The sequence below is a fragment of the Nocardia sp. NPDC049935 genome (genome assembly GCF_055586645.1).
Genome location: NZ_JBVJHV010000006.1, coordinates 478515 through 492947, shown reverse-complemented (window position 1 = coordinate 492947; position 14433 = coordinate 478515). Strand labels below are relative to the sequence as shown.

13 protein-coding genes are annotated in these 14433 nt (G+C 68.5%); 6 read left to right on the top strand and 7 right to left on the bottom strand.

All coding sequences use genetic code 11. The features are described 5' to 3' along the window. The first annotated feature begins 77 nt into the window (after window positions 1-77). Window positions 78-1337 (top strand): KasA/KasB family beta-ketoacyl-ACP synthase, encoded by a 1260-nt coding sequence (locus ACZ6SF_RS24640; RefSeq protein WP_466064854.1) that lies wholly within the window; start codon window positions 78-80, stop codon window positions 1335-1337. 107 nt (window positions 1338-1444) lie between these two features. Beyond that, on the top strand, window positions 1445-2200 hold the full coding sequence (locus ACZ6SF_RS24635; RefSeq protein ID WP_466064853.1) for an SDR family oxidoreductase: 756 nt from the start codon (window positions 1445-1447) through the stop codon (window positions 2198-2200). A gap of 3 nt (window positions 2201-2203) precedes the next feature. Here the strand turns inward: ACZ6SF_RS24635 and ACZ6SF_RS24630 are convergent, their stop codons facing one another. The 7 genes from ACZ6SF_RS24630 to ACZ6SF_RS24600 form a co-directional block, all read right to left on the bottom strand. Beyond that, window positions 2204-2650, bottom strand: a complete 447-nt coding sequence (locus tag ACZ6SF_RS24630) for a MarR family winged helix-turn-helix transcriptional regulator (protein ID WP_466064851.1) — start codon at window positions 2648-2650, stop codon at window positions 2204-2206. A gap of 14 nt (window positions 2651-2664) precedes the next feature. Further along, window positions 2665-3300: a type 1 glutamine amidotransferase family protein gene (locus ACZ6SF_RS24625; RefSeq protein ID WP_466064849.1), complete on the bottom strand. Its 636-nt coding sequence runs from the start codon at window positions 3298-3300 to the stop codon at window positions 2665-2667. 48 nt (window positions 3301-3348) lie between these two features. Then, the gene (locus tag ACZ6SF_RS24620; RefSeq protein WP_466064847.1) at window positions 3349-5811 is read right to left on the bottom strand and encodes a CaiB/BaiF CoA-transferase family protein; all 2463 of its coding nucleotides are present in this window, start codon (window positions 5809-5811) and stop codon (window positions 3349-3351) included. A gap of 135 nt (window positions 5812-5946) precedes the next feature. After that, window positions 5947-6945: an enoyl-CoA hydratase/isomerase family protein gene (locus tag ACZ6SF_RS24615; protein WP_466064846.1), complete on the bottom strand. Its 999-nt coding sequence runs from the start codon at window positions 6943-6945 to the stop codon at window positions 5947-5949. Continuing rightward, on the bottom strand, window positions 6942-8066 hold the full coding sequence (locus tag ACZ6SF_RS24610) for a M24 family metallopeptidase (RefSeq protein ID WP_466064844.1): 1125 nt from the start codon (window positions 8064-8066) through the stop codon (window positions 6942-6944). The genes ACZ6SF_RS24615 and ACZ6SF_RS24610 overlap by 4 nt, the downstream gene beginning before the upstream one ends. Then, complete coding sequence (locus ACZ6SF_RS24605) at window positions 8056-9288, bottom strand: M24 family metallopeptidase (protein ID WP_466064842.1); 1233 nt, start codon at window positions 9286-9288, stop codon at window positions 8056-8058. The genes ACZ6SF_RS24610 and ACZ6SF_RS24605 overlap by 11 nt, the downstream gene beginning before the upstream one ends. 28 nt (window positions 9289-9316) lie before the next feature. Beyond that, entirely contained in the window at window positions 9317-10486 is a 1170-nt protein-coding gene (locus ACZ6SF_RS24600) for an amidohydrolase family protein (protein WP_466064840.1), read from the bottom strand. 430 nt (window positions 10487-10916) lie between these two features. Here ACZ6SF_RS24600 and ACZ6SF_RS24595 point away from each other — a divergent pair, with 430 nt between their 5' ends. From ACZ6SF_RS24595 to ACZ6SF_RS24580, 4 genes are all read left to right on the top strand, one after another. Next, a complete protein-coding gene (locus ACZ6SF_RS24595) occupies window positions 10917-11519 on the top strand; it encodes a TetR/AcrR family transcriptional regulator (protein WP_466064838.1) in 603 nt (200 codons plus the stop codon). After that, on the top strand, window positions 11519-12025 hold the full coding sequence (locus ACZ6SF_RS24590; RefSeq protein WP_466064836.1) for a hypothetical protein: 507 nt from the start codon (window positions 11519-11521) through the stop codon (window positions 12023-12025). Before ACZ6SF_RS24595 ends, ACZ6SF_RS24590 begins: the two co-directional genes overlap by 1 nt. A gap of 741 nt (window positions 12026-12766) precedes the next feature. Next, a complete protein-coding gene (locus tag ACZ6SF_RS24585; RefSeq protein ID WP_466064834.1) occupies window positions 12767-13561 on the top strand; it encodes an MlaE family ABC transporter permease in 795 nt (264 codons plus the stop codon). A 13-nt stretch (window positions 13562-13574) separates the two neighbouring features. After that, window positions 13575-14432 carry an MlaE family ABC transporter permease gene (locus tag ACZ6SF_RS24580; protein WP_466064832.1) on the top strand — a complete coding sequence of 286 codons (858 nt, stop codon included), beginning with the start codon at window positions 13575-13577 and terminating at the stop codon, window positions 14430-14432. The last annotated feature ends 1 nt before the right edge of the window (window position 14433 follow it).

The following is a 14433-nucleotide window of genomic DNA, read 5'->3' as shown; positions in this document are numbered from 1 at the left end:
AGATGCCCGATGGTCGTACCGCTCTACTCGCTTGTCCCCCATGGTCGAAGTTTCGCACGGTGAGCGCAGGGAGGCGCATGGTGCAGGTTCGGAATCCGTTCGCGGTCGACGGCAGATTCCCGGAGATCGTCGTCACCGCGCTCGCGGCCACGACCTCGATCGCCGGTGATATCGAGGGAACCTGGGCCGGCCTGCTGGCCGGTGAGTCCGGTATCGACCGGCTCGAGCAGCCGTGGGTCCGGGAGCACGATCTACCGGTGCGGATCGGCGGGCGGCTGAAGGTCGAACCCGAAACACTGCTGGGCCGGGTGGAAATGCGTCGGCTGGCGTATGTGGAGCGGCTGGCCACCGTGCTGGGCCGGGCCGTCTGGGCGAACGCGGGGCGCCCGGAGGTCGACAGGGACCGGCTCGCGGTCGCGATCGGGACGGGCCAGGGCGGCGGCGACGCGGTCGTGGAGGCCCGGGACCGGCTGGAGACCGACGGTTATCGGCGGGTATCGCCGCTGGCCGTGCAGATGATGATGCCCAACGGCCCGGCGGCGGTGGTCGGGCTGGAACTCGGTGCCCGGGCCGGAGTGGTCACGCCCGTCTCGGCGTGTTCGTCCGGTTCGGAGGCGATCGCGCGGGCATGGCAGATGATCGCGATGGGTGACGCCGATATCGTCGTGGCCGGGGGTGTCGAAGGGTATATCGACCCGGTGCCGATCGCGGCCTTCACCATGATGCGCGCCATGAGCACCCGCAACGACGAACCGAAGGCCGCCTCCCGGCCGTTCGACGCCGACCGCGACGGGTTCGTCTTCGGTGAGGCCGGGGCCCTGCTGATCCTCGAGACCGAGGCGCATGCCCGGGCCCGCGGCGCCACCGTTCTGGCGCGACTGCTCGGCGCCGGAATCACTTCCGACGGTTACCATCTCGTGGCACCCGATCCGGAGGGTACCGGCGCGGCCCGCGCCATCACCCGGGCGATCCGGACCGCGGGGCTCACCGGAGCCGATATCACCCACGTCAACGCGCACGCCACCGCGACACCGATCGGCGATCTCGCCGAGGCCGCCGCCATCGATTCGGCGGTGGGTACCCATCCCGCGGTGTACGCGCCGAAATCGGCGCTCGGTCATGCGATCGGCGCCGCGGGCGCCCTCGAATCGGCGCTCACCGTGCTCAGCATCCGCGACGAGATCATACCCGCGACACTGAATCTGGACAATCAGGACCCGGCGGTCGACCTGGATATCGTCGCCGGCGCACCCCGTCACGGCCGGATCGACTACGCGGTCAACAACTCCTTCGGATTCGGCGGCCACAACGTGGCCCTCACCTTCGGCCGGGCCTGACCCGTGACGACGGCCGGCGATCATCCGGCCGCCCGATAGGCTCGGCAGGCCCGCCGATCAACGCCGTACCGGGATCGGTACCGGCCGACCACAGGAGATGCACCACAGTGGGTACTGGTTCGATTCTCATCACCGGCGCGAGTTCGGGGCTCGGCGCGGAGATGGCCCGGCAGTTCGCGGCGCTCGGTTACGACCTGGCCCTGTGCGCGCGGCGTACCGAACGGCTCGAAGAGCTCACGCGGGAGATCGCCGCCGCGTATCCCGGGGTGCGGGTGCGCACCGCCGCGCTGGATGTCACGGATTTCGACGCCGTACCGCGGGTGTTCGACGAGTTCGCGGCCGAACTGGGCGGGCTCGACCGGGTGATCGTCAATGCCGGGCTGGGCAAGGGCGTGCCGTTCGGCAAGGGCGGCGACCGGCCCAACCGGCAGACCGCGACCACCAACTTCCTGGGTGCGATGGCCCAGACGGAAGCGGCCATGAAGATCTTCCGCGCCCAGGGCGGCGGGCATCTCGTGGTGATCTCCTCCATCTCCGCGCTGCGCGGTATGCCCAAGACCATGACCGCCTACGGCGCCAGTAAGGCCGCCGTCGCCGCCATGGCCGAAGGTATCGCCGCCGAGAACGTGCCCGGTGTGGACGTCTCGATCATCTTCCCGGGGTATATCGCCTCGGAGATGAACGATAAGGCCGCGCATCCGCCGACGTTCCTCGTCGATACCCGGACCGGGGTGCGGTCCATGGTGTCGGCGATCGAGAAGCGGCGCTTCAAGGCGTACTGCCCGGCGTGGCCGTGGGTGCCGTTCAGCGTGGCGATGAAGGTGCTGCCGCTGTCGATCGTGCGCCGGATCGCCGGTATGTGAGCGTCACTCGGACTCGAGGGTGCCGAGGGCGGCGGACAGTTCGGTCAGCGCGCCGACGATCTCGGTGAGCCGCTGACGCCCGACCTCCGCGGTGAGCCGGGCCGCGAATTCCGCGTGCCGCGGTCCGATCCGCGCGACCGCGGCATGCCCGGCATCGGTGACGGCCACCAGTTTGGCGCGGCGGTGCGCCGGATTGGGCCGGTATTCGGCGAGTCCGCGTTCCACCAGCAGATCCGCGATGCGCTGCACACTCTGCCGCGTGACGCCCATATCCCGGGCGATTCCGGCCACCGGCAGGGGCGCGGGCAGGATCGCGCCCAGGACCTGCCACCAGGCGGCGGTGAGCCCGGCCGGTACGGCCAGTTCCTCGGCGAGCGCGAGGAACTGGCCGTTGAGCCGGAACGAGGTGACGGCGGCACTGCTGAACAGTTGCTGTTCGGGATTCTCCACGGGGCGGTCCGGGTTCAGACCGCGGCCTGCCGGGCCTCGTATTCCGCCAGCGCCGCGTAGCCGGCGGGGTCGCCGTGCGCGAAGAGCCGGTACCAGCCGTCGAGCACCTGCGGTTCGTACAGGTCCAGGGCCGCGAAGACTTCGCGGGCGAATTCGAACGGCGCCGTCGAGTTGGCGGTGATCACGGCCCGATCGGTGACGGCGGGTTCCTCGACGTACCGTGCGCCACCCGAATAGCCGCTGGCGGCAAGGTATTCGGCGATATTGCTGGTATGCGCGCGGTCGTCGAGCAGTCCCGCCCGCGCCAGGCCGAAGGTCGCGCCGCAGATGGCGGCGACGGGAACGCCCGCGGCGATGAACTCCCGTGCCTTCTCGGCGAAGGCGTCCAGTTCGCCGGAGTCCCAGCCCTCGGCGCCGGGCAGGATGAGCATGGCGCTGTCCGCGGGCGACAGATCGGCGAGGGCGAGGTCGGGCAGGATCCGCATACCGCCCATCGTGGTGACCGCGGCGGTGCCCGGGCCGACGGTGCGGGTGCGGAACTTCCCGGGTTCCCGGTGCCAGTTGCCGTTGTTGATATGGGCGGTCGCGGCACCGACCTCCCAGTCCGCGAGAGTGTCGAACACGGCGATATGGACGGTCTTCGATGTCATGACAACATCCTGTCATGATTGACAGTATGTTGTCAACTTCGGGTGGGCTCAGCCCGGCGTTCCGCCGATCACCCCGTCCCTTTCCCACGCCGCGATCTCACCGGCGCTGTACCCGAGCTCGGTCAGCACCGCGGCATTGTCCTGGCCCAGCAGCGGGGCATGGGTCCGGTGATACCGCCGCGGTCCCGCCGAATACCGGGCCGCGACCGTGCTGTGCCGCGCGGTCGGATTGACCGGGTGGTCGACGGGTTCGAAGAAACCGCGGTGCGCCAGCTGGGGGATCTCGGTCTGCCGGTGCGGTTGCCGGACCTCGGCCACCGGAATGCCCGCCGCCCACAGCAGGTCGACGATCTCGGCGGCCGGGCGGCCGGCGCACCACACGGCGAGGTGATCGTCGATCTCGTCGTGGCGGTCGCGCCGCCCGGCCGCCTCCCGGAGGCCGGGGTCGGCCGCCCAGGCCGGACGGCCGAGGACTTCGGTGAGTGCCTGCCACTGTTCGTCGGTGCCGACCGCGAGCGCGATCCAGTTGTCGGGCCGGCCGAACTCGTCGACACCGGCCGCGCGGTAGAGGTTCTGCGGGGCGGCGTGCGGGCCCCGGTTGCCGTCCCGTTCGAGCTGGTTGCCGTAGGCGGAGTACTCGATGACCTGTTCGGCGGTGATGTTCAGCGCCGCGTCGACCATGGCGGCCTCCACGAGCATGCCCTCGCCGGTGCGCCGCCGGTGCTCCAGCGCGAGCAGCAGTGCGACCAGGGCGTGCACCCCGGCATTGGGATCGCCCAGGCTGTAGGGCTCGACCGGATTCTGGTCGGGATATCCGGTGCGCCAGGTGAGCCCGGACGCGTCCTCGATCACATACGCGAAGGCCGGATTGTCCCGCCAGGGGCCGTCGAGGCCGAATCCCGGCATCCGCACCATGATCGCGTCGGGGCGCAGTGCGCGTACGGAGTCGTAGTCGAGGCCGATCTGCTCGATCACCCGCGGTGTGTAGTTCTCCACGATCACATCGCAGGATTTCACCAGTGCCCGCAGGATTTCCCGGCCCGCTTCGGTACGGAAGTCGACGGTGATCCCGCGCTTGTTGGTGTTGAGACCGGAGAAGATCCCCGACTTCTCCCACCACTGCGGTTCGTCGGCCGGTACCCCCGCGATGAGCCGGGTCCCGTCGGGACGCTGCGCGGATTCCACATGGATCACCTCGGCGCCCTGCAGTGCCAGGAAATGGGTGCAGGACGGGCCGGCCCAGAAGGTGGTCATATCCAGGACACGCAGCCCCTCGAACGGTAGCGCGGTCGTCGCCCCGGCCGGCGCCGGATCGAGTGGCCGGGCCACGGCGTCACGGCCGCCCGGCGCCGCGGCCCGATAGTCCTCGGTGTGTTCGCCCAGACGCGGGGCGGGTTCGGGAGCGCGCAGTACCGGCGGTGTGGTCCGGAACGGCGGACCGGGCTGGACGAAACCGTCGCGCGGGTTGACCGTGAAGAAATCACGGGCCCGGTGCTGATCGAGCTCGGTGACGGTGGCGCCGCCGGCCACCGGACTGTTGGGTATGCGGAAAGCCGTGGCCAGTTCCCGGATCTCGTCGACCTTGTGGGCGGCGAACCAGGCGGCGATCTCGCCGGCCTTCTCGTTGGTGCGCTCGGTGATGGCCGGCGTCGGATCCTCGTCGATCCACTCCGGATGCCCGACCATGACGCACAGGTCGAACCACTGCTGGGCGGTACCGCAGCCGACCGCGATGAGCCCGTCGGCGGCCGTGGCGACGCCCGGCCGGCTCAACCGGCGCTGGGTCCGGAACGGCCGGTTCACGGTGTCGTAGAACGAGACCGGATAGTACGACAGGCCGAGGATCTGGGTTTCCAGCATGGACAGATCGACCAGTTCACCGGTACCCGTGCGCAATGCCCGCTGCCGGGCGGTGAGGACGGCAGCGGCCGCGTGCGCGCCGGCGAACCATTCCCCGACGTCACCGCCGATATGCACCGGCGCGCGCTCCGGCGCGCCGCGGCCCAGGCCGACGATTCCGCCGGACCATGCCTGCAGCGTGAACTCGGTGGCCGCCCGTCCGGCCCACGGGCCGTCCAGGCCGAACGAGGTGATCGTCGTGACCACGAGATGCGGATGACGTTCGCGGATCGCCGCCGGGGCGTAGCGCGGATCGCCGGCCGGCGCCGCTCCGGGTGACCAGACCACCGCGTCCGCGTCGGCCAGCACGTGCTCGAGCAGCTCCCGGTCACCTTCGGCACCGATATCGACGGCGACGCTGTGCTTCCCGGCGGCCAGGAACTGGAACAGCGCGCCATCGGTACCGGGTTCCGGCAGGGCGCCGGACGCGGACCGCGTGCGTAGCGGATTACCGTGCGGCGATTCGGCGGCGATCACCGTCGCGCCGGCATCGGCCAGGAGTTTCGTGCAATACGCGCCCGCGACCCCGCTCGACAGATCGACCAGGGTGTAGCCGGTCAACGGCGCGTTCGTCGGGGAATCGTCACGGCCGGTGGCCCGATTCGCTCTCATAACACTCTCGATTCCTCTGCGAGAACCGGCCGGGGGTCCCGCCCGGCGGTGTCCGGTCACCCGGACAGGGGATCGGCGGGACGCCGCAGCGTCCCGCCGAGGGCCCGGTCGTACGCACCGCGACGGTGCCGCCGGCTACTCCGGTTTCCGCCGGCCGGATTTGCTGAGCCGGAACTCGGGCGGGAACCGGCTGTCGTTGTCCTTGACCGAGTTGTTGAGCCCGCCGTCGAAGGCGTTGTCCAGCATCAGATCGTTGTCGTCGGCGTGGATATGGCCGCCCATCGATTCGAAGAAACCGCTGAGCAGGCTGCCCATGTACTCGCCCTGCTGCTGTTTCATGATCTCGAAGAACACCTTCTGCATGAACACGGTGTCCGTGGGGCGGTTCCGGGCGCAGGCCAGGGCGTACTTATCGGTCTCGGCCTCCAGGTCCGCCCGGGGCACGACGCTGTTGAGGAAATTGCAATCCGCCATCTCGGCTGCCGAGAACGCCCGGCCGGTGAACACCATCTCCTGGAATTTGCGCAGGCCCATGGTCTGCGCCCAGGTCCACATCCGCGGCCCCCAGCCGTAATAGCGGAACGAGGGGTGGCCGAACAGCGCGTCGTCGGAGGAGATCACCAGATCGGCATCGGCGGCCTGGTAGAAGTGCCAGCCGTAGCAGTAGCCCTTCACCTCGACGATGCTGATCTTCTTGAACTCCTGCAGACTGCGGCAGCCCGCCTGCGCGTTGGCGTACCACTGGCTGATGGAGGCGCCGTGGCGGAACGATTCCTTGGGCGGGTACCGGACCTCGTCCGGGCCGATCTTGTACTCGCTGAGTCGCGGGCCCTGGTCGGGGTCGTTCTGTACGGCCATGAACTCGCCCAGATCGGCGCCGGATCCGAAATCGTCGCCGGCACCACGGATGACCAGCACCTTGACGTCGTCGTCGATACTGGCGCGGTGGATCAGATCGCCGTAGCGCAGGCGCGCGGCCATGGTCGGGGCGTTGAGTTGATCGGGCCGGTCGAAGGTGATGGTCGCGATGCGGGTCGCGGGATCCTTCGCGTACCGGATGATCTCCTCGGCGCTCGGCGCGGCGGGCTGCTCGTCGCCGGCTGAGGAACCGTTGGCCGGTGTCTGTGTCGTCATGGCTGCTCCCAGTGCGGACTCGAGGTCAGGACCTGCGGGCCGTCGTCACCGATGAGTACGGCGTCGCGCCCGAAGACCGCGCCGACGCCCTCGGCCCAGACATAACCGGTCACCGCCAGCACCATCCCGGGTTCGAGTGGTTCGGCCTCGGCGGTGCGGCGCAGCGCCGGCGCGACCACCGGCGGGTCGAATCCCAGACCCAGGCCGCGGGCCACCGGCATGGCGGGCAACGGCTCACCGGTGTCGAGATAGGCGTCGAGCAGACCGGCCGCGGGCGCGCCGGGCCGGCAGGCCCGCAACAGGTTCTCCCACAGCCGGTTCCAGCGGCCGTACAGCTTGCCGATGGCGGGTGTCACCGGGCCCACCGGCCAGGTGCGGCCGACCTCGCCGATGTACCCGTCGCCGAGAACTCCGGACGAGAAGGCGACCAGATCCCCGTCCTGGACCGTCCGGTCCGGGGTGGCGCGCTGCCACGGATGGTCGCGGGCGGTGATCCAGGCCGCGTCCTGGGTGGCCGGTGTGCTCACACCCTCGGCGGCGCACGCTTCCAGCAGGACCCCGGCCAGGGCCTGTTCGGTTACCCCGGGGGCGAGCTGCGCCACCGCCGCGGTGAGTCCCTTCTCGGCGACCCGCAACCCGGCCCGCATGGTCTCGATCTCGGCGGCGGTCTTGATCCGCCGCGCCGCGCGGAAGGCGAGCTCGCCATCGACGATCTCGGCATTCGGGAAGGCCGTCGGCAGCAACTGGGCGAAGGCGGGGGAGAGGGCGTCGGTGCCCACTCGCCGGGCCGTCGCGGCGCCCTCGATATCGCGCAGCACCGCGATGAGATTGCGGGGGTCCCACAGGGTCTCGTAGAGGTTCTCGTGCGGGATGTCGTCGGGGATCCCCTCGTCCCAGGTGCTGTGCAGGTGGACCGCGCCGGTCGCCCGGACCAGCAGGGCCACCGGGCCGAACGGCCGGGTCCCGGCCACCCACAGCTGCGGGGCTCCGGACAGATAGCGGGCGTTGGCCTGCCGTCCGGCGATCAGTACATCGAGGTCGTGGGCTTGCATCTGTGCCAGCACCCGCTCGCGGCGCCCGAGCCGCAGCGTGCGATCGTCCGGCAGGATCTCAGTCGCCATAGGGGGCATAGGTGTAGTCGGTGAGAGGCATGAAACCTCCGTCGGTTACCACCACGATCTCCTCACTGCGATAGCCGCCGGTGCCGTCCTCCCAGACCACGGGTTCCAGGACCAGCACCATGCCGGGGCGAAGCACGAAATTGTCGTCGAATTCGGCGCCGAGATCGGTGCCGATCATGGGCATCTCGGCGGCGCTCACGCCGATCCCGTGCGAGATGTAGAAATGCGGGAGCCAGGGCCGGCTGCCACCGGCCGCCTCGGTCGCCGCGTGGGCGAGCTGCGCGGCGGTGGCTCCGGGCCGGATCTGCTCGAGAACCGCGCCGAGGATATGACGCCACTGCCGGTACTGGGCCTGCTGGCGCGGGGTCGGATCCTGCCCGACGATCCAGGTCCGGCCGAAATCCGAGCAGTAGCCGTTGTAGGTGATGCTGACATCGGTCCACAGCACATCACCGGCCTTCAGCTCCCGCTCGGTGGTGAGCAACGGCAGCGCGAGGTCGCCGTGGCTGGTCCACACGCCGTCCGCCTTGGTCTCCGGCATCACCTGCCAGATCGCGTCCAGCATGGTCGCGGTGGCGCCGAGTTCGAACGCGCGGCCCACGAATCCGGCGGACAGATCGATCTGGCGCACCCCGGGGGCGAGGGAGGCCTGGACATCGACGATGGCCTCCTCGGTGATCCGGCAGGCCTTGCGGATACAGGACAGTTCGTCCGGAGTCTTGATCAGTTTGGCGGGGCCGATCACGGTGGCGGCGTCCACGGGTGTGGCGCCCGGGAAGAGCGTGTCCTTCGCCCGGAGCATGGCGCCGGTGAATTCGTCCACCGCGACCGTGGCCCCCGGCGGCACGATCTCGGCGAGGGTGCGCGCGAAATCGGCCACACCCTCGTCGAATTCGAGATAGACCGGTGGGTGCAGATGGTCGTCGGGCAGCTCGGATTCGGCGGCGGCTCCGGCCCGGAACGGCAGGAACAGATGCGGCCACTCGTCGTCGGCGGTCACCACCGCGACCGGCCGTTCGACATGGGCGAGTCCGGCGTCGCCCAGCGGCCAGTTGGCGCCGGTCGCGTAGACGACATTGTTGTTCAGTAGCAGGATCGCCGCGTCCACGCCGCGTTCGGCCATGGCCGAACGGAGGCGGGCCCCGGTTTCGCGGCGCATCCGGGTGCGGTCCGGGAGGTCGGGTATGTCGATCGCCGCGGCGGCGGCGGAAAATGCGGTCATCGATGTGGTCCTTCTCGGCGTGGGCGGCCTATACCCCCAGGAATTCCTTGATATTTCCGCTCACGACGCGGGCGGCGTTCTCGGCGCCGAGCGCGGTGACCACCGACTCCAGCGATTTCTCGGAGTAGCCGAAGGTGCTCTCGTTGTGCGGGTAGTCCGACGACCACATCACCCGGTCCACGCCGATGTGGTCGATGACGGCCAGGCCCAGCGGGTCGACCATGAACGAGGCCCGCATATGGTTCTCCCAGTAGTAACGCACCTCGTGTTCCAGCGGGCGGTTGTACATGTGCCGGTACGACGCGTGCATGTGCTCGGCGTCCTGCAGCGCCGAGGCGACCCAGTTGACACCGCCTTCGAACCAGCCGATCTGCAGGCCGGGATGCCGGTCGATGATGCCGCTGAACACGTACTTGGAGAACAGCTCCCGGAACGGTGCGACATTGTGCATCATCCCGACCACGACACTGTTCACTTCGCACGGCGCCGACAGTGGCGATTCGCCGATATGGTGCGAGACCGGAACCCCGGATTCCTCGATGGCGTCCCAGACGCCGATCATCGGCGTGCTGCCGTAATCGATGACGTTGCCGTCGTCGTCCTTACCGGCCGACAGCGGCAGCAGGAAGGTCTTCAGCCCCAGCGATTTCAGTTCGGCCAGTGTCCGGCGGGCGCCCTCGGGGTCCCACCAGTTGATCAATCCGACTCCGTACATCGTGCCGCCCGAGCGTTCCTGCACCTCGGCGATGTACTCGTTGTAGATGCGGAAGCAGCGTTCGCGGATCGCCTTGTCCGGATAGAACAGCAGGGCCAGCAGCGAATTGGGGAACGCGAGTTCCTTGTCGATACCGTCGGCGCGCAGATCTGCGAGCCGGGCCTCGAGGTTGGTGCTGCCGGACCCCTCCAGCGGGTCGTACTGCATCAGGACCCGGCTGAAATCTCCCGGCAGGAACGACTTCCCCTTCCGGCCGATCTGGTAGGCGCCGTCCTCATACCAGACCCGCGGGGCCTTGTCCCGCAGTTCCTCGGGGAACCGCTCGAAGAAGATGTCGTCGGCGAGCGAGATGTGGTTGTCGGCCGAGAAGACCTCCGTGCCGGCGGGAAGCCCGAGGGTGCCCTCGGCCCGGCCCCGGCGGTCCTTGGGCGGACCGAACCCCTGCGGGGGGTACAGCGGAGCACTGCTGGGCGAAGTCGGCATCGTGACCCTCCAATGGATCGTGTGATTCGCGAATTTGCCGTCGGCGGGCGTGATCGCCGCCCGCGCTGCCGTCACGGGGTTATGCGGATCCGGTATGACCGGCCTCGGGCCGGGGCGCCGGAGTGAACGGCCGGGTCGCGGGCGGTGCGCCGCCAAGCTGAAAACGACATTATCACAAATGGAGAGCGGCGTTCTACGAGATCCGGGGTTTTTCCTGGTCGGTCTGCGGGTGAAGGGGTGAGAATGGTATTCTCATGGAGGTTCCGCGGGAGTTCCGAAATGGTCTCGGCGACCCGGAATCGGGCCGGTTCTCGCCCGGTGGCCACATTGTGAAAGCCCATTACGCGGGCAACTTCTCTGTAACCCTTGTCACAGGATCGAAACCAACCTACTGTGTGTTCACTAGGTTTGTCAGATCGGGGTTCGGACCATGACAGCTCCTCGTCCATACGCCTCACTCCTCGCGAAGGGGGAGGATCGCAGGCAGCGCATCCTCACCGTCGCGCAGCGGCTCCTCACCCGAAACGGCTGGCGCGGCACCACGCTGGCGCAGATCGCCGGCGAAGCCGGGGTCACCTCCGCGGGGCTGTTGCATCACTTCGCGTCGAAGGATCAACTGCTGCACGCCGTACTGGACGCTCGGGACGCCCAGGATCTGGAAGACGCGGATATCAGCGGCGATCTCGTCGTCGAGATCCGCAAGGTCGTCACCCGGATGGAGCGCCACCCGGAGCTGGTCGGCACCTTCGTCGTTCTTCTGGTCGAGAACCTGATGCCCGAGGCGCCTCTGCACGACCGCATGCTCGACCGCTGGCGTACCGCGGTCGAACTCGTCGCCCGGGCGATCCGCAGCGGCCAGGAAACCGGCCGGTACCGCACAGATTTCGACCCGCGCACCCGCGCGGTGGAGATCGTCGCCTTCCTGAACGGAATGGAGATCTCATGGCTGCTCGATCGTTCGATCCCGCTGGCCGACGTATTCAACGGTTACACCCAGTCGCTGGCCCGCGACTTGGCGGCGAAGGAGAAGTGATGAGGTACCGGCTCGATGTAGTGGCGGCGACCGTGGCCGACGCGGTCCAGTTCGCGGGTGGTTGGTTGTTCGATCGGTCGGTGGCCGGCTGGGACGTGACGGTGCTGCTCGCGCAGCCGTCCGATATCCGGCCGCTGAAGATCCTCGGCGCCGAGGTCCGTGAACTCGATACGGTGCTGGCGACGGAGGTCCCCGGGCGGCTGCCGCAGGCGCTGGCCGTGAACGCCGACGTCTGTAGCAGGGACGGCCGCGCCCGCAAGGGTGTGCTGCGGGCCTTGGAGGATCGCGGTATCGAGGTCGTGGTCTGGGGCGACGGGTGGCCCGCAGGTCAGGATCACGGTGTGGATCCGGTGCTGCACCGGCTGAGCTATGCCGCGCGCGCGTTCAAGGCGCAGGCCATGGTCGCCGCCGGTCTGTCGCCGGCCGCCGTGACGCCGAGTGAGATCTTCCGCAGCGGGGTCACCGAGTACGCGCCGGTGTGCGCGGATCTCGTACCCGCCGTGTAGTTCCGGGGTTGGGGAGGGTCGTCCGTCGAGGGGCGCGGCCGGCCCTCGCCGCGCGGGCGCCCGGTTCTCGCCGCCGGCCCGGACGGTCGCCGAGCGCGGGGTCGCCCGTGGGGTGGGCCGGGGTTCGCGCGGGGCCGGCGCACCGGTATTGTTCCGGGCCGCGAGAGTTCGCGCGGAATTGCCCGTAACCGGCGCGCGGTGGTTCATACGCATTTATGCGAATTCATTTCCCGGGGTCCGGTGTCGGGCAAATTTGAAACGCCAAATTTCACAATTCATCCGGATTGCCCCGGGTGCCTCTTTTTCGTTCACGCGACCGGTCGTGGGGTGTACATTGCCTGGTCGTGGCGTTTTCTCGCGGGTTGTTGCCGTGGTGTGGCCGTCCTGCCTGGGGGTTCCTGAAAACTTGCCCGCAAGTATTGTGTTCTCCTCAAGCGGATGCCATCCTATTGGAAATCGAGAATGACATTTCCGTACCGAGATAGTGACAGCACACCGGCTGGGACGGCACAGCCTCCGGACTCACCTCCGCAGCCGTAGCCGGTACCGCTCGTCACACCGCGGCCCACCCGGGCCGCCCCCGTCTCGGTGGGATCGTGCCGCCCGGACCGCCCCACCGAGACGTCGATCGTCCGACAGGAGCACTCCGATGCCGACTTCTTGGTTGCCCGGGCGGATTTCCCGCCTGCCGGGGGACCGCCCGATCGATGCGGCAGCCGCATCCGATGTGATGAGGTTCGGATGACCACCCGCACCCCGTACTGGATACAGGTCAAAGACCGCTTCGCGGGCCCGCTCGAGACGATCGGCGGATTGTTCTCCATGACCGCCGACGCCGTGAAATTCGCGTTCCGCCGGCCTTTTCAGACCCGCGAGTTCTTCGAACAGGCGTGGTTCATCGTGCGGGTTTCGCTGGTTCCCACGCTGCTGGTGGCGATTCCGTTCACCGTACTGGTCAGCTTCACGCTGAACATCCTGCTGCGCGAGCTGGGCGCCGCCGATCTCTCCGGCGCGGGCGCCGCGTTCGGCGCGGTGACCCAGGTGGGCCCGATGGTGACGGTGCTGATCGTCGCCGGATCCGGCGCCACCGCCATGTGCGCGGATCTGGGCTCGCGCACCATCCGGGAAGAGATCGCGGCCATGGAGGTGCTCGGGATCGACCCCGTGCAGCGGCTGGTCACGCCGCGCATGCTGGCCTCCGGTCTCGTCGCGCTGCTGCTGAACAACCTGGTCTGCATCATCGGGGTGCTCGGCGGCTATGTGTTCTCCGTCTACGTCCAGGATGTCAATCCGGGTGCGTTCGTCGCCGGGATAACCCTGCTCACCGGACTCAACGAGGTGGTCATCTCGTCGGTGAAGGCGCTGCTGTTCGGCCTGGTGGCCGGCATCGTCGCCTGCTACCGCGGGCTCATCGTCACCGGCGGGGCCAAGGCCGTGGGCAACGCCGTCAACGAAACCGTTGTCTACGCGTTCATGTCGCTGTTCGTCATCAATGTGATGGTCACGGCCATCGGTATCCAGTTGACCACCGGATGAGGGGAGGAATCCGATGACAGCCTCCGAGGTGCTGAACTCACGCTATCCGCTGCTGCTACGCCGGTTGCGCAAACCGGTGGATGCGCTGGGCAGGGTCGGGGACCATGCCATTTTCTATGTGAAAGCCCTTGCCTACGCGCCGATCTCGGCCTGGCGGTACAAGCGGGAGACGATCCGGCTGATCGCGGAGATCAGCATGGGCGCGGGAACGCTGGCCGCGTTCGGCGGCACGGTGGTGATCGTCAGCTTCCTGACCCTGGCCACCGGCGGCACGCTCGCCGTGCAGGGCTACAGCTCGCTGGGCGATATCGGTATCGAGGCGCTCACCGGGTTCCTCTCCGCGTTCATCAATGTCCGGATCTCCGCGCCCGTCGTGGCCGGGATCGGCCTGGCGGCGACCTTCGGCGCGGGTGTCACCGCGCAATTGGGCGCCATGCGGATCAACGAGGAGATCGACGCACTCGAATCCATTGCGATCGAGCCGATCTCATACCTGGTCGGAACGCGGATCATGGCCGGGATGATCGCCATCACGCCGCTGTACGCGATCGCCGTGATCGCCTCGTTCCTGGCGAGCCGCTTCACCACGGTGGTGATCCTGGGACAGTCCTCCGGTCTCTACGACCACTATTTCGCCACTTTCCTGAATCCGGTGGATCTGCTCTGGTCGTTCCTGCAGGCGATCCTGATGGCGATCACCATCCTGCTCATCCACACCTACTTCGGGTTCTTCGCCGCGGGCGGGCCCTCCGGAGTGGGCACCGCGGTGGGTAACGCGGTCCGGACCTCGCTCATCGCGGTGGTGTCGGTGACGCTGCTGGTGTCGCTCGCGGTGTACGGGTCCAACGGAAACTTCGAGCTGTCGGGATAGG